We start from the raw sequence: 19801 nt of genomic DNA on the forward strand, positions 1-19801 counted from the left end.
ATCTATTTTGAAAGTCGGAAACCTTCTTCATGTAAATATGCGATTGCATCATCACGTGTCCCGAATGATTCCTCTAAATTTCCTTGGTGATAAATGTTCCATGAACGATTGTTAAATTCTAGCTCTAGCTTTGTTCCTTGGCGTGATGTCCAGTATTCAATAATTGGTGTATCATCAATTTCCTCTGATAAGTAATCGATGGCCGATTCGATAATTTCGCGTAGTTGCTGTTCGCTATAATCGCGAATATTGACTAAGCCCTTATCGCTTGCTTCTTTTTCGTATTTTAGTAAATCCCCTACAAATATAAAGCCGTTGCCGTTTGGATGTAGCTTTTCAACGACGATTGTTTTTTCGTAAAGGCTGTCTTCGAAATGATAGTTTAAACGCTTTAACGAAATTTCTTTTTTCGTTAGTTGCGGAAACGATTCGATAATTGCTTGTTTTTGTTCAAATGTTAGCATTGTTTGCTCCTTTAATAATTCTTCTCAAGTATTAAGTATACCGTTTTCGCGTTAAATAAAAAAGAGAAGCACATGCTTGTCACATATGCTCCACAATTTACACAGACTTTGTCATCTCTTTTTTAATTTTTTGGCGTTCATGGTATATGTTTTGTACCACTACTTTAATAACACAATAAGTTGGAATTGCAATAATAATACCGATAAAGCCGGCGATATTTCCTGCCGCTAAAACAAGCGAAATAACAGTTAGTGGGTGAATATCTAATGATTTCCCCATTACATTTGGCGTGATTACGTTACTTTCCAGTTGCTGTGCCACTAATGTAATGACACACACCCAAATAACTAATACTGGGTCTTGGATAAGCGCGACAATCACTGCTGGTACAAGCGATATCCATGGACCGATGAACGGAATCATGTTCATGAAAAATGCAAACAGCGCCAATAATAACGAGTATTCCAATTTAATGATTAAATAACCGATAAGCATCATAGTGGCCAGTAAAAAACTTACTAACACTTGTCCTTGTACATAGCTACGCAACACATTATCAATATCTTCTAATGTTTTCTTAATCCAAGAACGCGTGTCCCCTGAAAAGATATCATAAATATTAGGTGCAAACTTTTCATGATCTTTTAACATAAAGATAAAGAAAAACGGTACTAAAATCAATGTAAACGTCACCGATACCGCACCACTTACAAAGTTCACGAAATAACGACTACTCGTAATGGCAATGTCTTGAATGGAGCTTGTAATAGACGCGACAAATTCATCCACTTGAGGTGGTAATATACCGGGGTTTTCTAATATATAGTTAACCGCCTGCTCAATTTGAGTTGCAATTGTTGGTGCATTTTCTACTAGGCGATTCACCTGATTGGCAATTGGATTGCCAATTAATAAGAAAATACTTGTTAAAACCCCTGCTAATAGGAGCACAATGGTTAATAAGCTCCCCCATCTTGGCATACCTCGTTTTTCGAGTAAACGCTGCAATGGCTCGGTAATATAATACAGCACGCCGCCTAATAATAATGGCATCATAATCGTTTTAAAAATAATGATAATTGGATTAAATAAATGATAAATTTCCATGAAATATTTTATGATTAATAAGGAAATTAATAATCCTATTCCAAATTGAAACCACAGTTTCCTCGTCATTAACTCACTTCCTTCTTTTTGCTTTCTTCAAGTTAAAACCTACTATAATACTTTGTACATTTTAGCATGCCATAAAGTGTCAGTAATTACAAAAGAAAAAGGACATTTTGCTGTTAAAAATAAGCAAAATGTCCCCAAGTTATTTCTTATAAATTTTTATCATCAACAGCGTTTAAATAATCTTCAATAGTACCAATAACAGATTCTACACAACCTTCTTCAAATGGTGAAATTAATCCAGCCTCTTCTACTAGCTTCGTAAAGGCAAATGATCCACCTAATTGGCAAAGGTGTAAATAATCTTTCCATGCGCCTTCGAAGTCTTCACCTGAGCGTTTCCAGAATTGGAATGCACAAATTTGCGCTAATGTGTAATCGATGTAATAAAATGGGCTTGCATAAATATGACCTTGACGTTGCCATACTGCACCAGATTCTAAATAATCGTGCCCATCGTAATCGCGGTGTGGTAAATACTTCGCCTCGATTTCTTTCCATGCCGTATTACGCTCAGCTGGAGTCATTTCAGGGTTTTCGTACACAACGTGCTGGAACTCATCAACTGACACTCCATATGGTAAGAATAATAAGCCACTGCTTAAATGTGAGAATTTGTATTTCTCTGTTTGATGCTTAAAGAATAGCTCCATCCAAGGCCATGTGAAAAATTCCATACTCATTGAGTGAATTTCACAAGACTCATATGTTGGCCATAAGTACTCTGGAATTCCGATGTTACGGCTAGAGTATACTTGGAATGCGTGACCTGCTTCGTGTGTTAAAACATCGATGTCACCTGATGTTCCATTAAAGTTTGAGAAAATAAACGGCGAATCATAGTCTTCAATAAACGTACAATAACCGCCACTTTCCTTCCCTTTTTTCGCAACTAAATCCATTAAATCATGCTCAATCATGTAGTTAAAGAATTCGCCAGTTTCTTTAGAAAGCTCGTCGTACATTTTCTTCCCGTTTTCAACAATCCACTGTGCATCGCCTTGCGGTTCAGCATTCCCCGTTAAGAACGATAAGCCTTCATCATAAAACTTGAACTCGTCTACACCAATGCGCTCTGCTTGGCGCGCGTATAATTTCGATGCAAGTGGCACGATATATTCACGTACTTGCTCACGGAATTTTGCAACCATTTCGGCATTATAGTCTACACGATTCATGTTGACATAGCCTAGCTCTACATAGTTTTTAAAACCTAAAGTAGTTGCGATTTTATGACGTAGCTTTACTAATTGATCATAAATGGAATCAAACTTTTCTTTGTTCTCTGCAAAGAAATTAAAGTTCGCTTCACGTGCTGCTTTACGTACAGCACGGTCTGTTGATTCTGCATATGGTGCTAATTGTGCTAATGTTAATGTTTTGCCATCAAACTCAATTTGTGCCGATGCAACTAGCTTGCTATATTCAGACGTTAATTTGTTTTCTTGTTGCATTAACTCAATGACTTCTGGTGAGAAGCCTTTTAACTGATTTTCTGCTAATGCAAATAGTTGCGTGCCCCATTTCTCCTCTAATTGCGAACGGAATGGTGATTTTACAAGCTCTGTATAATAGTTAAATACTAGTTCTTCTACTACAGGACCGATTTCATCAAAGTGATCACGCTCTTTTTGATAAAACTCATCATTCGTATCAATCGAAGCACGAATATAGACGATATTTGCCATTGTTGAATACGTGTTGCGGATTTTGTTTAGCTTATCAATTACTTCACTTTGCGCTTCAACGGAATCCGCCGCTTTAAATTCTTCTAAAAGAACCACATATTGTTCTTTCATGTCATCTAAATTTGGACGTTTGTAATCAAATTCTTTAAATGTAGCCATTATTATCACCTCATAATTATTTCGATAACCGAAATTCGTATAGTTTATTATTTATCATATTCTAACAAATTGCAAATATAATCAGAAAATTTAAAGCATTTTTCAATATTATAACTGAAATAACAATAGATTCATATTAATAGTCTCGCTAATTATCGATTTAAATGAAAGAAATCACATTACCATTAGTGATAATGTGATTTCAAATCTTTGAATAATACGACTTCCTAATCGTTGTGTCTTTTTCATCTATTATTCTCCTAATTATATTATTTTTCGTACATATATTTTGGGTTATTCAATCTTTAAATGCAATAACTCTAGCATAATGCATACATACTTAACCATTTCCAAATAAAAAAGGTCTTGTCTGGAAATTGATTTCCGGACAAAACCTTTGCGCCGAGGATAGAGGCTAGCATGAAGCAAATCATGAATACTCTATCACTGATCGTGACGTTTTTAGCATTCGTTCTTTACTTGCGACCACCCTGAAAGCAGCCAACAGCGGATAAATAACACATGAGTGGACATTGTCTAAAAAGTAAACACTTTTAGACAGCTCCCTTTTGAGCTTTTTACTCGCCTAAATCCGCGTTATGGTAAACGCGCTGAACATCTTCTAGATCTTCTAACGCATCGATCATTTTTTCAAACTTTACTAAATCGTCGCCAGCTAATGCTACTTCTGTCATTGGTAACATCGCTAACTCTGCTACTGTAAAATCTTCAATACCAGCACCCTTGAATGCTTCTTGTGTTGCATGGAACTGCTCTGGCTCTACATAAACGATGATTGTGCCTTCTTCATCCATAATATCACGCATATCTAAGTCTGCTTCCATTAAGATTTCAAGGATTTCATCTTCTGATTTGCCTTCAATCCCAAATACTGCAGTATTTTGGAACATGTGCGCTGCTGAACCAGATACACCCATGTTACCGCCGTTTTTACCGAATGCTGCACGAACTTCTGAAGCTGTACGGTTTACGTTGTTTGTTAAAGCATCAACGATAACCATTGTACCTGCTACACCGAAACCTTCGTAGCGAAGCTCGTCAAATTGCTCGTCGCCGCCACCTTTTGCTTTGTCAATTGCTTTTTCGATGATATGTTTTGGTACCGAATACGTTTTCGCACGCTCTAAAACGGTTTTTAATGCACGGTTTGATTCTGGATTTGGTTCACCAGATTTTGCTGCTACATATATTTCACGACCAAATTTTGCATAAATACGACTGTTAGCTGCGTCTTTACCAGCCTTTTTGTCTTTAATGTTATTCCACTTACGACCCATTTTGTTCACTCTCTTTCGATATTCTATTGATAACGTTATATAAAACGAAAAAATATTTTTTAACTTAATTATTATACTTGAACTCTAAAAAAAAGTGAAATTACTTAACATAAAATGGACTTTAGCTGAAGAAATAACTATTATGCGTGTGGTAAAGTCTCTTTCAATACTGATACTTGCAAATTTATATTCTATATGTGCGTTAAAATTACTTGAGCTTTCCTTACACGGTCCTTATAAAGTAGAAATTGAATGGAAAAATAAAGTAGTGCTTGGCACATGGGTGATCTAAGATATATGTATCCGGCATTTTAATTTAGCCATATGCAGAATCATTAAGGGGATAAAACATACAATTATATAATACCAGTAATAGGTAAATGTTTTATAGTATACTAAATGTGTAAGTAATATTTCATATTAAGGGGCGGATTTAAATGATTATCGTAACAACTGAAAATATTGCGCATCATCAAATTACAGAAGTAATAGGCCCGGTATTTGGATTAACAGTAAGAGCTAGAGGGATTGGCAAAGATATCGTAGCTTCACTAAAGGGACTTGTAGGCGGAGAAATCAGTCAGTATACAGAAATGCTTGAAGATGCTCGAAAGCAAGCGATGGATCGAATGGTTCAAAACGCTACGGCAATGGGTGCAAATGCAATTATTATGATGCGTTTTGACTCCGGTGAAATTGGGCAAAATATGAGTGAAATTGTTGCTTATGGGACAGCTGTTATTGTGGAGAAAAGATAGCAAATGGGATGGATTATAGGGTTTTATGGTATCCAGTTGTTAATCCTCATTGTATTAATAATCGGTTCATGGTTTTTTTGGGATCGTCGCTTCAAAACAAAACATGGAAAGGACGTTCCTAAAGGCTTCCAACGTACAAACGAAATATCAATTGATCCGAGTACAAATAAGCGATTAATTGTTTACTTCAACCCGGAAACCGGCGAGCGTTTCTATAAAGAAGAGAATAATAATTAACATGAAAAGGCGCCTGACTTCAAACAGGTACCTTTTCTTTTTTGGTTTTTCTAAAATATTTTTTCTATTGTTGTCACAAATCGATAACCATTTCAGTTATATATGCCAGAGAGGAGGGGGAACGTATTGACTGCATCAAATACACCTAAAGAAAATGCTGATTTAGCGATAAAAGTAATTGTAGAACAAGTTCAATTGGGCGATGTTCATGCCTACACCGAAATCATTCGTAGCTTTCAAAAACAAATATTTATTTACTGCTATTATTTATTAGGAAACAAAGAAGAAGCGGAAGATGCTGCACAAGATATTTTTATAAAAGGGTTAGAAAACATTCGTAATTTTTCATATACAGTCTCTTTTTCAGCGTGGCTTTACAAAATTGCACATCATCATTGCATGGATTTACTTAAAAAGAAAAACAAAAGCTACAAATTTTGGACAAGTTTTAAGAAGGAACAAGCGCACGATCAGAGTCATAGGCAAGTGGATGAATATAATGATTTCATTCACGAGTTATTAGAAAAGTTAAGTGTGGACGAAAGAAGAATTCTGCTACTTAGATCGATCGAGGAATATAGCTTTGATGAAATTGCTTCGATTATGGAACTTAAACCAACGACCGTTCGAAAAAAATATGAACGATTACGTAAAAAATTACTGAAAGAGAAAAAGTTAGGAGGGGAAATTTATGAACACTCGCTCAAAACAGGGGGATAAAGAGCTAGACCAGTTAGAAAGATTCATTCGAGAAACACCTGTGGAAGTTGATTTGGTAAATCGTACAATGAACAAATATGAAAGTAGTCGTGATACAAAGCCGTCTGAAAAAAATAGGACCCGTAAGAAATTGCGTCAAAGAGTCATGGTGATTTCAGCTTCGGCAACAATGATTTTTAGTTTGATCATTGTTACGGGTTTAATATCACCACCGATGGCGGCGACGATGAAAGAAGTACCTTTATTATCATCTGTTTTTAAATTTACAAGGGATCTTGGTCTACACGCCGCAGATGAAAAGGAACTCTCAACGAAATTGAATACAAGTGTTACGCATGAAGGCGTTACATTAATTGTAACAGAAGTAGTGTATGATGGTACACGCGTTGCAATTGGGATTGAACGTCATCATAAAGAAGGTGGAAATTCAAAAGAAAGTTTATCAGATCAAATAAGTAAGATTGAACTTTTACTAAATGGTGAACCATTGGATCACACTAATTTTAGCGGTGTTTTTAGACAGCCAAGTAAGGATAAGGATTCGGAGGTTATTGAATTTTCGGATTTGAGAAGTCAAGGTGGAACTCCCTTCCCAAAGCAGTTTAATTTGACATTATCCACTACAATAACTGGGATTTCTGAACCTTTTAAAATGGATATTCCAGTGAGTGATATCGGTAACTATGTAAACCTACAACCTAATATAAGTAGAAAATACAAAAATAATCAGTTTACTATTGAACAAATTATACTAACTCCCATTACAACTAGTATTACGACAAGAATAGCCTTGCTTGATAAATCAACTTCTGTGGATTCCCGGCAAGGAATAAGTATAGACGTTTTTGATGAACAAGGTCATAAATTAAAAATAAGTCATGGCAATGGCCGCCGTGAGACAAATGAGGGAACTAGTGATTTCATCAGTGATTTACGGTTACATCCATTTGAAACCTTACCAAAAGCTATTACAATCAAACCGTATATCTATCTTTATAATGACTACCCAAACGGAACATATCAATTGGATAAAAACGGTGACCCAATAATTCAATACATCCCTGAATTAGAAATAATAATACCAATTAAATCACAGCAATAAAATCGTAGAGCAAGTGAACCAGTGTGCCAAAAGAAATTATCAGCCTAAAATAAAGAGTGCCAAACGATGATTTAAAAACGTTTTGGCTTTTTTTAATCGAGTAATTTTATAAAGCTGTAGTTGTAAGGAAACTAGCTATAATAATTATATCTAATTTAGAAGCATTAACATTGATAAAAAAAACTTGCCACTCATAATAGTAACCAGTTACATTTCTTTAATAAAAGGTAGTCGTTCAACGCGGATTTAACTTTTCATGGGAATTTTACACTAATAATTATTTGAATGAAAAAGAAGTTTTTAGTTCAACCTAAATTGAACCTAAATTATTCAATTAACTGTCAGTATTGTAATAGTCATAATGAACTTGGTGTGTGGATTTATATTGATAAATCGGAATCATTCGTCATTTTACATCTCATTTGCTTTTTGTTAAAATTGCTGAGTCACGTCAGTCGTCTGATGTAATAAAATGGAATAATGAAAGCGAATGTTTTCTTCCTAAAAATATTAAAAAGGTGTCTATTATGAACGTACTATGGGGAATTGGCGGTATTTTTATCGTCTTAATAATTGCTTTTCTTTTATCAAGTGCTAAAGGTTCAATTAAGTGGCGGACAATTTTAGTGGGATTAGCATTTCAAATTTTATTTGCTTTTATTGTTTTAAAATGGGAGGCCGGTCGAGAGGTACTTGAAAGTTTCTCCAACGGCGTGCAACATTTAATTTCTTATGCGAATGAAGGAATTTCTTTCTTATTTGGACCTGCAGCAGATACAGAAAATTTTGGGTTTGTTTTTGCCTTTCAAGTGCTAACTGTTATCATTTTCTTTTCTGCTTTAATCTCAGTTTTATATTATTTAGGCATAATGCAATTTTTAATACGCATTATCGGTGGAGGACTTTCGAAGCTTCTTGGGACAAGCAAGGCGGAGTCCATTTCAGCAGCTGCAAACATCTTTGTTGGGTATACAGAAGCACCACTTGTCATTCGGCCGTTCATTAACAAAATGACAAAGTCTGAGTTATTTGCCGTTATGACAGGAGGACTTGCATCAGTCTCTGGTTCGGTTTTAGTCGGATATGCATTGTTAGGTGTGCCTCTAGAATATTTACTTGCAGCAAGCTTTATGGCTGCCCCAGCTGGGTTAGTTTTAGCTAAAATAATGATTCCAGAAACAGAAGTTATTGATGAAGGAAACTTTAAGTTAGAAAAAGATGATTCTTCTGCGAATGTAATTGATGCAGCTGCGCGTGGTGCAAGTGATGGGATGAAGCTTGCAGTGAATGTTGGAGCTATGTTGCTGGCATTTATTGGTATCATCGCATTACTTAACGGTATACTTGGTGGTTTAGGCAGTATCTTTGGTTTTGAAGACTTAACACTTCAAGGCATTTTAGGTTACCTGTTTTCACCATTAGCGTTTGCCATTGGTGTTCCATGGGCTGAAGCCGTTCAAGCTGGTTCATACATTGGGCAAAAACTTGTGTTGAATGAGTTTGTTGCTTATGCATCATTTGGGCCAGCGATTGCAGAGCTTTCTGACAAAACGGTTATTGTAGTTAGTTTCGCTTTATGTGGTTTTGCAAACTTAAGTTCAATGGCCATTTTATTAGGTGGCTTAGGGTCATTAGCACCAAATCGCCGTTCAGATATTGCTCGTTTAGGAGTTAGAGCTGTTGCTGCGGGGATGTTAGCTTCCTTATTAAGTGCGGCAATAGCAGGGATGTTTATTTAAATATGTAGGATCTAGAGTGCCAGGTGCAGAATATACATGCGCCTGGCACTTTTTTGAGCCATTTTCCCACCAACATATTGAATGAGATTATAGCTCGGCAAAAATAAAATAAATAGATTAGAATGATAATCTAACAAGTAATAAGCAGCCTCCCACGGTAGAGGTACCCTAAATCCAGAAAACTGAAGCAATCGAAGAAAACGGGAAGTAATCTCTATGAAGCAGCTAAAAGTATAGGTAGATTACTATCCATTTTTCATATAAAAATAAGGCACTTTTTGTTCAAAATTGAACAAAAAGTGCCTTTACTATTGTACTGAGGAGCTTATTTACACAAGTTTTATTTAAATGCCCCTATTTCTTAGATTTCTTTTCAGCTACTGAATTAATCAGATCTGAAAATTCCTTTGAAAACTCTTCTTTCGCTTTGTTTGGTGCAATTTTTTGGTTTTTCGGTGTTTGAGGTAACGAACCTTTGTTGCTGCTTTGACCTTGCTTATTATCTCTTCCCATCATCATCTCTCCTTTCATTTTGAATCGTTCTTAATATGGCTTGGAATTTGATTTTCAATTACAAAAAAGAGCATTGAAAAAATTTTATGTGGACTATTTGTTGAATGGAGTAAATCAAACGACCAACCAACTACAACTTTCCTAGCAGAATTTGACTGATATGAAAAAAACGAAGCCGAATACCAACCCATGCTTCGTTTTTTCGTTATAAATCCGCTTCAATTTTCTCTAGTAGCGTCTCGCAGCCCTCTAAACATAAATCATACGTTTCCTGAAAATCACCTGTATACCATGGATCTGGCACATCCTTTTTATGCGGTGTTAAATCTAAGAAACGAAACACTTTTGCATGTCCTTCCGCGCGTAGCATCTCAATCGTATTACTTACATTGCTATCGTCCATGCATACTAAATAATCAAAATCTCGTAAATCTGAGCTGCGTAATTGGCGCGCCTTCATTCCGCTTGTTGAAATGCCATATTCCTGTAACTTTGCCTTCGTTCCTCTGTGTGGTGGCTCGTCAATATGGTAATCACTTGTGCCAGCCGAATCGACTTTAATTTTGCTTGTTAATCCGTTCTTTTCCACTAAATCACGCATGACCGCCTCAGCCATTGGTGAACGACAAATATTGCCCAAACAAATAAATAACACCTGTTTCATTGATTTCGCTCCTTATTTAAAGAAGCTGCACGAAAAAATTCGCACAGCTTACACAATTATTTTATTTCTGGGTGTTTTGTTTTTAATTCGCTTGTTAAACGCAGTAATTCTTCTTCTAAAAATTGCACGGATGCATCACGGCCATCCTTACCTGATTCCACTGAAAAGGGCTTACCGTAAACTAAATAGCCTTTTTGACGTTTAAATACACCCTTCGCATCTTTTGGTCCGATATAGGCAGCTGGCACAATTTGTGCTTTAGACAACTGTGCGATTGTAATAGCTCCTGCTTTTAGCTCTGAATTTTCTGAGCTACGCGTACCACTTGGAAAAATGCCTACAATCTTTCCTTCTTTAATTAATTGACGAGGAATTTTAATTACACTCGGCCCTGGGTTATCACGGTCTACCGGGAAAGCATTGAGCTTTGTAATTAACCAGCCTAACCCTTTAATATCGAAAAGCTGTTTTTTCGCCATGAAATGAATTTCACGCGGCAACATTGACGTACCTAAATTTAAAATATCAATATAACCATTGTGAGTACAGGCAACTATGAAGCCGCCCTCTTTCGGAACATTTTCTTCGCCGTACACTTTTGCTCTTGCTCCATTTACGCCTAAAATTACGTTTACTACACCTGCAATAAATTTATACACGTTTTAATCCTACCTTATTCTTCGTTATGCTTCTATTGTAAGCGATAGTGATTACGCGCTTCAACTGAAACTATTTCACACTTACTTTTGAAATGGCCTCAACTAAGCCTGGCAACCAATCTTGTAAATTACTAAATGTAAAGCCTAAGCTTGTTGCCTTATCATTTTTCATATACCAAGAAGTTGGAATCGCGTATGGTGAACGAATTTCATCTGTACCGAGCAATGCAATTTTTGCACGTTTATTCGTTTTGTCTTCAATTAAAGAAATTAAATCCCTCAATGAAATAATTCCGTTCGCTGTTGCATTTATTGGACCTTCTACATCATTCATACCAACCCATGCTAAAAATTTGGCTGCTTCTGTCGCCTGAATAAATGACATCTCCGCATCCATATTAGCAAATCCGATTGGCTCATCGTTTAAAATGCGTTCGACATGGAAATGCAAGCGGCGTGTGTAATCATCTTCCCCCATAACAATTGGGAAACGTACTGCTACAACTGGGAATTTGGCCTCTTTATAAAACACAGCCTCTGCTAAACGTTTGCCTTCCCCGTAAGTAAATTCTTGCGTATCCCCCATGCAAATTTCATAGTCATATGGGTTAAAATCCTCTTCCGCATGGGCTGTACCGTTTGCTTCGTATGTTGAAAGTGTCGATGTAAAAACAAGTTTTTTTATTGAACCATTGAAAATTTCACATAGTTGCTTTGCTTCATTTGGAGAATAACAAATATTATCGTAAACAACATCAAACTGTTTGTTTGCTAATGCTTCCTTAAAGCTTGCCACATCTTTGCGATCAACTTTAATATGTGTCACGTTTTTGCCGAAAGGATTTTCTGACATGCCACGCGTCACAATCGTTACATCATGCTGTTCCTCTAATAAATTTTCTACTAATTTTCGTCCAAAAAATCGTGTGCCGCCTAGTACTAAAATATTCATTGTTCCCTACCTCATTCCAATTAATATGTCTAAATCAATCGTGATATGTTGAAGATCAATGTTTTCCTTTTGTTCAATATGCCATCCCATTGGCGTCATTTCTAGTAATTTTTGTACAAGATTTGGTTTTAGCGGAATCGTATACGTTACACGCTTTACATCAACATTATTAAAGCTTGCCTTAAATCGAGCTACCGTTTGCTCGTTTGTATAATTTTCTTTTTCAGAATCTGCAAATGCCTGTACACGCAATTCTTTCAAATAATTTTCTTGTGGCACAACTTTAATAACCTTACCACCTGGTTTTAATAAACGTTTGAATTCCTCATAATTCGCAGGTGACAAAATATTCAAAATACAATCAAATGAGGCTTCATTATAAGGACTATTTGCTAAGTCACCTACACACCATAATTGATCCTCATAAAATTTAGCTGCCGCCATAATCCCTTCTTTTGAAATATCGACACCAATTCCCATCGCCCCTTCAAGCTTTTGGCAAATTCGATGTAGATGAGAGCCTTCACCACAGCCCGTATCTAAAATAATAGGATGTTGGACGTTTATTTCCCCGGCAATAACTTGTTGTACATTGTCATATATTCCCGATTGAATCACTTCATGACGCGATTCAAATAATTCCTTTGAATACATGGACTGTATTGGACGACTTAATAAATATATATAGCCTTGTTTTGCAACATCAAAAGAATGGTTCGATGGGCAGCTCATTTTACCTTCATCACTCATTGTCATTTGTTGTTTGCAAAGTGGGCATGCAAAAATTTCAATTGATTGTTGAAGTTGTTGAATGCTTTGCGCGCGTTTTGATAATAGACCCATCATTGGATCCTCCTTCTTTTGTTGTTCGCTAGTATCGTACCACAAATTATTTAAAATTAGAAAAACACAATTCGCGCCAAACTAATACCCTAAAAACATTTGCTATCCTAAGCGCCAAAGAAGTTATTTGCGGGCGTTCATTTTCGCTGGTCCTTCAAAAACCACTTTACTATTTATATAATTCTTCTACCGTCACAAATTCATAGTTTTCCTGTATTAAATATTGAATAACACCTTCTAATGCTTCTGCCGTTTCCTTATGAATATCATGCATTAAAATAACGCCACCATCTTTAGCATGTAATTTTACATTTTCAATTGTTTTAGCAGGTGTTTTATGTTGCCAATCCATTGTATCGATGTTCCACAATATCGATTTCATCTTGATTTCATCACGCACGTTTGCATTAATCGCTCCATATGGCGGACGGTATGTTGTTGGATATTGTCCTGTTGCCTCAAATATCGCATTGCTGGCACGATCAATTTCGTCGTGCATTTGAGCAGGTGTTAATTTTGTTAAGTTTTTATGGCTCCATGTATGGCTAGCAATTTCATGACCTTGTTGTGCTGCTAACTTTACAATTTCCGGATGCTTCACTACATTCAATCCAATTACAAAAAATGTCGCTTTTACATCATACTTTTGCAATATAGATAAAATTTGTACTGTGTTTTTATCATTAGGGCCATCATCAAATGTTAGTGCAATTCGTTTGCGCTGTATTTCTTGCTGAGGTTTTTCTATCGGTTCCTTTTGGGGCTCCTCTTTTGGTTCCTCTTTTGGCTCTTCTTGTTTCACCAATATTTCATTAACTGTTATGTATGCTTCACAGTCACGGATATAACGGGGAAGTCCACCATTATTCATATAAAAAGGCGAGTTCCAATTCATTTTATCCCATTTTTGCTGTGGTAATTGCTTTACAAATTGTTCATAACCTTGCTGCTCGTTATACGTTGCACTAATATGCATATTCTCCGCTTTTGTACCAAGCGGACTTTTTAACCACCAAAAAATAAGTAAACTCACTAATCCAAATAAAATACCAATCATTAATATATTTTTGTTCATCATGCTGTCCCCCACCAGTCTATTCTATCTATTTAGACGTATGAGGGGTATTAAAAGTTGATAAATAATAAAAAATAGTGCTCTGAAAATTCCCGAGCACTATCAATTACGCCTTTGCGTGATTGTGTCCAGATTTTTTTCGAGCCTTCTCGAAAAACTCCTCTAAAAATCTGTGACATCCGCCAGGGGCATTGGGCCAACACGATGTTGGTCACTTAGGATTTGCCGCACGACGCGGCACTCTTAGCCTAAGTTGATTAATACAACCAGGTTTTGAAACCCCGCTGAAGCAAGGTAATAGTTATATATTAGTAGGCTGTCCATCCAGCATCAGCTGTAATGACAACACCATTTACAAAATCGGAGTCTTCTGATGCTAAAAATAAGGCTACGCGTGCAATGTCGTCTGGTTCACCCGTACGTGGATTAAATCCAGCACCTGCCATTGCACGAGAAAGACCGTACTCATTCGGACTTTGGAAACTTGCACTAATATTTGTATTCACACCACCTGGGGCAATTGCATTACATTTAATCCCTTTTTCTGCATATTGGAAAGCCGTATTTTTCGTAAGCCCAACTACCGCATGCTTTGCCGCTGTATATGCCGCACCAGCACGTGAACCATACAGACCACCAACAGAAGCTATGTTAATAATTGTACCCGTCCCTTTTTCTAAAAAGACTGGCATCGCTTGACGAATTCCGCGCATAACACCTTTAACGTTCACATCAAATACGCGATCCCACATTTCATCTTTCACGTCACCTACTGGAGAGAAATCATCCATAATGCCTGCGTTATTTACTAAAATATCAAGTGTACCGTAACTATTTTGAGCAGCTTTAATTAACTTGTGGATATCTGCTTCCACAGCTACATTTGATACGACAGCAGTTGCCGTACCACCTAATGCAGTAATTTCTGAAACAGTTGCTCCTGCAGATTCAAGCGTCAAATCTGAAACGACTACTTTTGCGCCTTCCTTTGCAAATAATATGGCAATCGCTTTCCCCATACCTGAAGCTGCCCCTGTTACAACCGCTACTTTGTCTTTTAATCTCATGAAAAAACCCCCTTATCAGAAATTTTTACTACAATTAGCATTTCGACAATTAGATAGTAAATTCCTTGAAAGTTTATTCTACTTTTCATTAAGAATGTGACTAAAACTTACACGTAGCTAGTAGCTAGCCTTAAGAAAAGGACTTGTCCGGAAAGTAATTTCTGGACAAGCCCTTAAATATTAAACAGACACTGTCTCATCTGCTTTTAAAATAGCATTCTTTTTACTCATTGAGCCTTCTAATGTAACGAATAGTGTTTGAATGTCTGATTCGGAAATGACGTTCCCCTTTATAGAGCTCGTCCACTTTTTTAGATCTTTCATTTTTAACACTTCTACATTGTCTGATTGAATTTCAATTTGCTGGAATGAGCAATCATCCGTAAATAACACAACCGATTGGAACGCATGTTCATCAACTTCAACTAGCTGATCTCGTAAAGCAAACATAAGACGCTTCGTTTCAAGAATTGGATTACTAAATGTACGACTTTTTCCCTTATGTAATAACTCTTTCCATTCGTGATCACGCTCACGACCATTAATCCAACCTGATTTTGCTCTAATGTTCATTACATAGATACCCGACTCATGTAATAACATGGCATCAATTGTTTTTAGTGCCTCATTTACTGGTACTTGTACATTCACCAAAATTTTATGTGTGCCATTTACTTGATCTAACACACCCACAAGTTTGTACAGTGTACGGATTTTTTTACTAGTTAACATATCTAAATAGGAATAACTCGTCAATTTGTAAAACGTTGAATTATCATGACGGTATATATTCACCATAAAATAACCCACTGTAAAAATTACCAATATTATTAGTAGTAGCGTCACAGAGCCCACTCCTTGCATTATGCTTCATTATCACTCATTTTAACAAACCTCGTGGGCCTTTTCTATACACCTATAGACTACTTTTACTATTACAATTGCCCTTTATGAATTGAACAAAATAACAGAAAAGTACTATTAATCATCATGTATTTAGTGACTAACTATCATGTTGAAGTAATGCGACAAGCTGCTCTAATTTCTCAATTGTATATGTTGGCTGAATAGTTGATGTAGGTGCTTTTTTTAATGGATTTAGCCAGCATGTATCGATACCAGCTCCCGCTCCTCCAATTATATCTGCGCTATATGAATCACCGATAATCATCGCCTTTGTTGGATCAAAATGCGGAATACGGTCAAATACATAATCAAAAAATGGTTTCATCGGCTTTTGATAGCCAGTATCTTCAGAGACAAATACTTGCTTAAAGTATGGTGCTAAACCTGTTACTTGTAAACGTTTGTATTGTGTTTCAGAAATCCCGTTTGACGTAATATACAACTCATTTTTTTGTGCTAATAGTTGAATCGTTTCTAAAGCTCCCTCTACAAACACATTGCTCTCTGCTAAGTAGCTGCGGAATTCTGCATCCAGTGCAAGCCCGTCTGCTGTGCGTCCAAAATGTTCAAATGTTTTACCAAAGCGTGTTGCCATTAGCTCTTGACGAGTTACCAGTCCTTGCTCTAAAGAGTTCCACAGTCCACTATTTAACTCATGGTAAAAACGTTCTACTTCTGGTGTTAGCGGGAAATCATGCGCTGCAAATAATTTTGGTAAAGCAATTTTTTCTGCCGCTTTAAAATCTAATAATGTATCATCTAAATCAAAAAATAAAAATTGGTAATCCTTCATTATTCAAAAACTCCATTTCGTACCGTCTGATTCTTCTACCTTATCATAGTTACCTCAAAATATTAACTATTTACACAACTTAGTTAAATCGTGTAACATGCCTATAGTGTAAATATAGAAAGAAGGTAACCTTCATGGGTTTTAATGTTGATCCGCAGCTCGTCTTTATTTTAATGTGCTTCGGATTTTTAGCGGCTTTTATTGATTCAGTTGTTGGAGGAGGAGGTCTTATTTCGTTGCCTGCACTTATGTTTAGTGGGCTTAGTCCCTCAGTAGCTGTTGCGACGAATAAGCTTGCAGGTACGATGGGGTCATTAACAAGTACAATTACATTTTATCGTTCTGGTAAACTAGATATTAAATCAGTAAAAAAATATATTCCAATTGTATTTTTATTCTCTATGATTGGGGCATGGATTGTACATTTGCTTGATCCGAATGTGTTGAAGCCATTGATGCTCATTATGCTTGCGGTCGTTGCGGTATATACGATTTTTAAAAAAGATTGGGGAAGTATTACCTCAGTTAAGACATTATCTAAACCAAAATACATTTTATTTTTTATTATTATCGGGCTGATTGGCTTTTATGATGGCTTTTTAGGTCCAGGGACGGGTTCATTTTTAATCTTTGCATTTTTAATGGTCGGCTATGATTTTTTGAAAGCAGCTGGTAATGCCAAATTATTAAATTTCACAAGTAATATTGCGGCCTTGCTGATGTTTATGTATTTAGGGCAAGTCAATTATATGTACGGGCTCATTATGGGGGTATCACAAATTGCGGGTGCGATTGTTGGTTCACGCTTTGCAATTCGGCAGGGAAGTGGTTATGTACGCGTGCTGTTTATCATCGTCACTTTCACACTACTCGCTAAAAATGCGTATGATTTTTTCTTTTAATACTAAATTAGACTAGGACAAAACAAAAAAGCAATTTTTCTCAGCAGAGAAAAATTGTTTTTTTATGGACGAAAAAATTGCTTTTCATTCCAAGTATGCTTTTTGTTGTACGGTCTCTTTTTATAGAAAACTGACGATGATATACCAAACAACCGGTACCAAAAGGGCGGGTAGCATATTCAATGTTTTGCTATCCTTTATCCCTAAAATCGATAACCCTGACGCGAAAATAAGTACACCACCAACAATGGATACTTCCGCCATTAAGCCTTCCGTTAAAAACGGCTCTAAATAACCTGCTAATAAATAAATGCCGCCTTGCCAGAAAAACAGGACAACCGCTGAAAACATTATTCCGATGCCGTATGTTGCTGCCAATGCCATAGACGTTACAAAATCGAGCGTGGCATTTGTTAATAGATAGGTATGGTTACTATGTAGTGCACTTTCAATCGGTCCTAAAATTGATAATGTACCAATACAAAATAATAATATGGCTGTTGAAAGCCCTTTACTTAAATTCGAATTACCAAAGCGGCCAACAATCGTATTAAACTTTCCATCTAGATTAAGTGCCGCACCGACAAAGCCTCCAATTGCCAAGCTAACAATAAATAATACAGGATAAGTACTTTTCGGCATATTTTGCACGACTGCATTTGCACCTAAGGCGACCGCTGCAAAGCCCATTGCATTAAATAACGCTGCTTGATACTCCTCTTTAATACCCTTTTTCAATACTGTACCTATTATTGTTCCTAAAACAATCAATACTGTATTGACAATTGTTCCAAACATACAACCATTCTCCTCAATTTAGGTATAAAAAAACTCCGAAAAACTTCGGAGCTTTTGTAAATTATCTCGCATTAAGGGACAGTAAGACGCCCACTTCAAACTGGCAAGTGTTAAGAGACAGCTAAGTGGGCGATCCAATGTCTCTAAAAGCCCGATTGGTGAAGACTAATGCTCAGTGAGGGCAGAGGAACCTCCCCCTCCACCGAGCAAAGTTTCACTTTATTGCATTTCTTTTGTTGGTCCCATTACAGGTGGTACGTTTAACCCAGCTTGACGCAATAATACCGTCATTTGTCCAACGTGATGCGTTTGATGTGTAATTACTACGCGTAATAAGGCGCCACGTTTCATTGTACCGCCAAATGCCGGTACTTCTTCAAGAAGCTGCTCTTCTGTCAAAGATGCTACTTCTTTTTTATAAGCTTCGCGCACTTCTTCATACATTTCTACGATTTCAGCCATCGTTTCAGGTTGATCCATATCTGGACCAGGAGCTGGAATTTGTAAGCCAGCAAAGTGACCAAATGCTCCTGCCACTTTAACTAAATGCCATGATAGCCAACCTAAAGAATTATGGCCTTCCACAATGGCCACTTCCATCTTGTCATTCGGAATTGCCTGCATTACTTTTAATGCTCCTTTAGATGCATTTGCCCATTCTTGAACAAAATCTTCTGCTATACGATACATGTATAAATCCCCCTTTTGTTTAACTATCACTATCATACATAACTCTCTAGCATTATGCTATTTCAGTGGCTTACATATACGCTTTCATCACTTGCCACATTGCTACTTTTTCATTGAATGATTTAATATTCTTCCCTGGAATGGGGCTTGTTGATGGCATTTTTTTGTATGCACGGTTTTCAAGTACCTGTAAACCAACATGCTTTTTAAATACATCCAAGCTTTTACTACCATTAAACAAGACGAGTTGAACTTGTGGGTATTGTTCAAACAACTTTGCAAAGTCATTCGGTGTTTCATTTTTAATCGTCGCATCTAAGCTGCCTTTTCGTTCACAGCTTGCAATCGAATCCCATAACCCGATTTTATTTGAACGTAAGAGAGCTATTCTTTCTTCATAGTTATCTGGAATTTCAACTTGAAAAAGTTCACCGATAATAGGCCAAAAGTGGTTACGCGCATTGCCATAATATTGCTGTTTGTCGAGCGATTGCTTACCCGGCATCGAACCGACAACTAATATACGCGTGTTTTCATCAACTATTGGTGACAAGATATTTTGAATAGGTTGCATTTCATCACACACTCTCTAAATTTACT

General features: G+C 36.6%; 22 protein-coding genes. 6 read left to right on the top strand and 16 right to left on the bottom strand.

The window, feature by feature from the left end:
- Positions 1 to 2: 2 nt before the first annotated feature.
- The 4 genes from LZ480_RS17625 to LZ480_RS17640 all read right to left on the bottom strand — a co-directional run bounded on the left by LZ480_RS17625 (position 3) and on the right by LZ480_RS17640 (position 4783).
- Positions 3 to 464, bottom strand: coding sequence for a hypothetical protein (locus LZ480_RS17625; protein ID WP_241370854.1), 462 nt, complete (start codon positions 462 to 464; stop codon positions 3 to 5).
- Positions 465 to 561: 97 nt separating this feature from the next.
- On the bottom strand, positions 562 to 1641 hold the full coding sequence (locus tag LZ480_RS17630; protein ID WP_241370855.1) for an AI-2E family transporter: 1080 nt from the start codon (positions 1639 to 1641) through the stop codon (positions 562 to 564).
- 146 nt (positions 1642 to 1787) lie between these two features.
- A complete protein-coding gene (locus tag LZ480_RS17635) occupies positions 1788 to 3485 on the bottom strand; it encodes a M3 family oligoendopeptidase (RefSeq protein WP_241370856.1) in 1698 nt (565 codons plus the stop codon).
- 578 nt (positions 3486 to 4063) lie between these two features.
- Positions 4064 to 4783: a YebC/PmpR family DNA-binding transcriptional regulator gene (locus tag LZ480_RS17640; protein WP_241370857.1), complete on the bottom strand. Its 720-nt coding sequence runs from the start codon at positions 4781 to 4783 to the stop codon at positions 4064 to 4066.
- 437 nt (positions 4784 to 5220) lie between these two features.
- Here LZ480_RS17640 and LZ480_RS17645 point away from each other — a divergent pair, with 437 nt between their 5' ends.
- The 5 genes from LZ480_RS17645 (at position 5221) to LZ480_RS17665 (ending at position 9339) form a co-directional block, all read left to right on the top strand.
- Positions 5221 to 5541 (top strand): YbjQ family protein, encoded by a 321-nt coding sequence (locus tag LZ480_RS17645; protein WP_241370858.1) that lies wholly within the window; start codon positions 5221 to 5223, stop codon positions 5539 to 5541.
- A 3-nt stretch (positions 5542 to 5544) separates the two neighbouring features.
- The gene (locus LZ480_RS17650; RefSeq protein WP_241370859.1) at positions 5545 to 5778 is read left to right on the top strand and encodes a hypothetical protein; all 234 of its coding nucleotides are present in this window, start codon (positions 5545 to 5547) and stop codon (positions 5776 to 5778) included.
- 126 nt (positions 5779 to 5904) lie between these two features.
- A complete protein-coding gene (locus tag LZ480_RS17655) occupies positions 5905 to 6498 on the top strand; it encodes an RNA polymerase sigma factor (protein ID WP_241370860.1) in 594 nt (197 codons plus the stop codon).
- Positions 6470 to 7600 carry a DUF4179 domain-containing protein gene (locus tag LZ480_RS17660; protein ID WP_241370861.1) on the top strand — a complete coding sequence of 377 codons (1131 nt, stop codon included), beginning with the start codon at positions 6470 to 6472 and terminating at the stop codon, positions 7598 to 7600. The genes LZ480_RS17655 and LZ480_RS17660 overlap by 29 nt, the downstream gene beginning before the upstream one ends.
- Positions 7601 to 8127: 527 nt before the next feature.
- Positions 8128 to 9339: a NupC/NupG family nucleoside CNT transporter gene (locus tag LZ480_RS17665; protein ID WP_241370862.1), complete on the top strand. Its 1212-nt coding sequence runs from the start codon at positions 8128 to 8130 to the stop codon at positions 9337 to 9339.
- 354 nt (positions 9340 to 9693) lie between these two features.
- Here the strand turns inward: LZ480_RS17665 and LZ480_RS17670 are convergent, their stop codons facing one another.
- The 9 genes from LZ480_RS17670 to LZ480_RS17710 all read right to left on the bottom strand — a co-directional run bounded on the left by LZ480_RS17670 (position 9694) and on the right by LZ480_RS17710 (position 16811).
- Positions 9694 to 9852, bottom strand: a complete 159-nt coding sequence (locus LZ480_RS17670) for a YfhD family protein (RefSeq protein ID WP_241370863.1) — start codon at positions 9850 to 9852, stop codon at positions 9694 to 9696.
- Between the two features lie 205 nt (positions 9853 to 10057).
- Complete coding sequence (locus LZ480_RS17675; RefSeq protein WP_241370864.1) at positions 10058 to 10516, bottom strand: low molecular weight protein-tyrosine-phosphatase; 459 nt, start codon at positions 10514 to 10516, stop codon at positions 10058 to 10060.
- A gap of 56 nt (positions 10517 to 10572) precedes the next feature.
- Positions 10573 to 11175, bottom strand: a complete 603-nt coding sequence (locus LZ480_RS17680) for a lysophospholipid acyltransferase family protein (RefSeq protein ID WP_241370865.1) — start codon at positions 11173 to 11175, stop codon at positions 10573 to 10575.
- 70 nt (positions 11176 to 11245) lie between these two features.
- Complete coding sequence (locus LZ480_RS17685; RefSeq protein WP_241370866.1) at positions 11246 to 12127, bottom strand: NAD-dependent epimerase/dehydratase family protein; 882 nt, start codon at positions 12125 to 12127, stop codon at positions 11246 to 11248.
- A gap of 6 nt (positions 12128 to 12133) precedes the next feature.
- A complete protein-coding gene (locus tag LZ480_RS17690; protein WP_241370925.1) occupies positions 12134 to 12970 on the bottom strand; it encodes a putative RNA methyltransferase in 837 nt (278 codons plus the stop codon).
- Between the two features lie 169 nt (positions 12971 to 13139).
- Entirely contained in the window at positions 13140 to 14048 is a 909-nt protein-coding gene (locus LZ480_RS17695; RefSeq protein ID WP_241370867.1) for a polysaccharide deacetylase family protein, read from the bottom strand.
- Positions 14049 to 14353: 305 nt separating this feature from the next.
- On the bottom strand, positions 14354 to 15112 hold the full coding sequence (locus LZ480_RS17700) for an SDR family oxidoreductase (protein ID WP_241370868.1): 759 nt from the start codon (positions 15110 to 15112) through the stop codon (positions 14354 to 14356).
- 180 nt (positions 15113 to 15292) lie between these two features.
- The gene (locus LZ480_RS17705) at positions 15293 to 15910 is read right to left on the bottom strand and encodes a nuclease-related domain-containing protein (RefSeq protein ID WP_241370869.1); all 618 of its coding nucleotides are present in this window, start codon (positions 15908 to 15910) and stop codon (positions 15293 to 15295) included.
- Between the two features lie 205 nt (positions 15911 to 16115).
- A complete protein-coding gene (locus LZ480_RS17710; RefSeq protein WP_241370870.1) occupies positions 16116 to 16811 on the bottom strand; it encodes a YjjG family noncanonical pyrimidine nucleotidase in 696 nt (231 codons plus the stop codon).
- A 134-nt stretch (positions 16812 to 16945) separates the two neighbouring features.
- Here LZ480_RS17710 and LZ480_RS17715 point away from each other — a divergent pair, with 134 nt between their 5' ends.
- Positions 16946 to 17713 (top strand): TSUP family transporter, encoded by a 768-nt coding sequence (locus tag LZ480_RS17715; protein ID WP_241370871.1) that lies wholly within the window; start codon positions 16946 to 16948, stop codon positions 17711 to 17713.
- Between the two features lie 120 nt (positions 17714 to 17833).
- On the opposite strand, the gene LZ480_RS17720 is transcribed toward LZ480_RS17715, so the two are convergent.
- From LZ480_RS17720 to LZ480_RS17730, 3 genes are all read right to left on the bottom strand, one after another.
- A complete protein-coding gene (locus LZ480_RS17720) occupies positions 17834 to 18511 on the bottom strand; it encodes a DUF554 domain-containing protein (RefSeq protein ID WP_241370872.1) in 678 nt (225 codons plus the stop codon).
- A gap of 219 nt (positions 18512 to 18730) precedes the next feature.
- Complete coding sequence (locus tag LZ480_RS17725) at positions 18731 to 19201, bottom strand: DinB family protein (RefSeq protein ID WP_241370873.1); 471 nt, start codon at positions 19199 to 19201, stop codon at positions 18731 to 18733.
- Between the two features lie 70 nt (positions 19202 to 19271).
- Positions 19272 to 19775 (bottom strand): DNA-deoxyinosine glycosylase, encoded by a 504-nt coding sequence (locus LZ480_RS17730; protein ID WP_241370874.1) that lies wholly within the window; start codon positions 19773 to 19775, stop codon positions 19272 to 19274.
- Positions 19776 to 19801 lie beyond the last annotated feature (26 nt).

It is taken from the genome of Solibacillus palustris (assembly GCF_022549215.1).
Taxonomy (GTDB): domain Bacteria; phylum Bacillota; class Bacilli; order Bacillales_A; family Planococcaceae; genus Solibacillus; species Solibacillus daqui.

What these genes read in the sequence shown, in the direction of transcription:
- LZ480_RS17625 (WP_241370854.1), bottom strand. Translation starts at nt 464, where the DNA reads ATGCTAACATTTGAACAAAAACAAGCAATTATCGAATCGTTTCCGCAA.
- LZ480_RS17630 (WP_241370855.1), bottom strand. Translation starts at nt 1,641, where the DNA reads ATGACGAGGAAACTGTGGTTTCAATTTGGAATAGGATTATTAATTTCC.
- LZ480_RS17635 (WP_241370856.1), bottom strand. Translation starts at nt 3,485, where the DNA reads ATGGCTACATTTAAAGAATTTGATTACAAACGTCCAAATTTAGATGAC.
- LZ480_RS17640 (WP_241370857.1), bottom strand. Translation starts at nt 4,783, where the DNA reads ATGGGTCGTAAGTGGAATAACATTAAAGACAAAAAGGCTGGTAAAGAC.
- LZ480_RS17645 (WP_241370858.1), top strand. Translation starts at nt 5,221, where the DNA reads ATGATTATCGTAACAACTGAAAATATTGCGCATCATCAAATTACAGAA.
- LZ480_RS17650 (WP_241370859.1), top strand. Translation starts at nt 5,545, where the DNA reads ATGGGATGGATTATAGGGTTTTATGGTATCCAGTTGTTAATCCTCATT.
- LZ480_RS17660 (WP_241370861.1), top strand. Translation starts at nt 6,470, where the DNA reads ATGAACACTCGCTCAAAACAGGGGGATAAAGAGCTAGACCAGTTAGAA.
- LZ480_RS17665 (WP_241370862.1), top strand. Translation starts at nt 8,128, where the DNA reads ATGAACGTACTATGGGGAATTGGCGGTATTTTTATCGTCTTAATAATT.
- LZ480_RS17670 (WP_241370863.1), bottom strand. Translation starts at nt 9,852, where the DNA reads ATGGGAAGAGATAATAAGCAAGGTCAAAGCAGCAACAAAGGTTCGTTA.
- LZ480_RS17675 (WP_241370864.1), bottom strand. Translation starts at nt 10,516, where the DNA reads ATGAAACAGGTGTTATTTATTTGTTTGGGCAATATTTGTCGTTCACCA.
- LZ480_RS17685 (WP_241370866.1), bottom strand. Translation starts at nt 12,127, where the DNA reads ATGAATATTTTAGTACTAGGCGGCACACGATTTTTTGGACGAAAATTA.
- LZ480_RS17690 (WP_241370925.1), bottom strand. Translation starts at nt 12,970, where the DNA reads ATGGGTCTATTATCAAAACGCGCGCAAAGCATTCAACAACTTCAACAA.
- LZ480_RS17695 (WP_241370867.1), bottom strand. Translation starts at nt 14,048, where the DNA reads ATGATGAACAAAAATATATTAATGATTGGTATTTTATTTGGATTAGTG.
- LZ480_RS17700 (WP_241370868.1), bottom strand. Translation starts at nt 15,112, where the DNA reads ATGAGATTAAAAGACAAAGTAGCGGTTGTAACAGGGGCAGCTTCAGGT.
- LZ480_RS17705 (WP_241370869.1), bottom strand. Translation starts at nt 15,910, where the DNA reads ATGGTGAATATATACCGTCATGATAATTCAACGTTTTACAAATTGACG.
- LZ480_RS17710 (WP_241370870.1), bottom strand. Translation starts at nt 16,811, where the DNA reads ATGAAGGATTACCAATTTTTATTTTTTGATTTAGATGATACATTATTA.
- LZ480_RS17715 (WP_241370871.1), top strand. Translation starts at nt 16,946, where the DNA reads ATGGGTTTTAATGTTGATCCGCAGCTCGTCTTTATTTTAATGTGCTTC.
- LZ480_RS17720 (WP_241370872.1), bottom strand. Translation starts at nt 18,511, where the DNA reads ATGTTTGGAACAATTGTCAATACAGTATTGATTGTTTTAGGAACAATA.
- LZ480_RS17725 (WP_241370873.1), bottom strand. Translation starts at nt 19,201, where the DNA reads ATGTATCGTATAGCAGAAGATTTTGTTCAAGAATGGGCAAATGCATCT.
- LZ480_RS17730 (WP_241370874.1), bottom strand. Translation starts at nt 19,775, where the DNA reads ATGCAACCTATTCAAAATATCTTGTCACCAATAGTTGATGAAAACACG.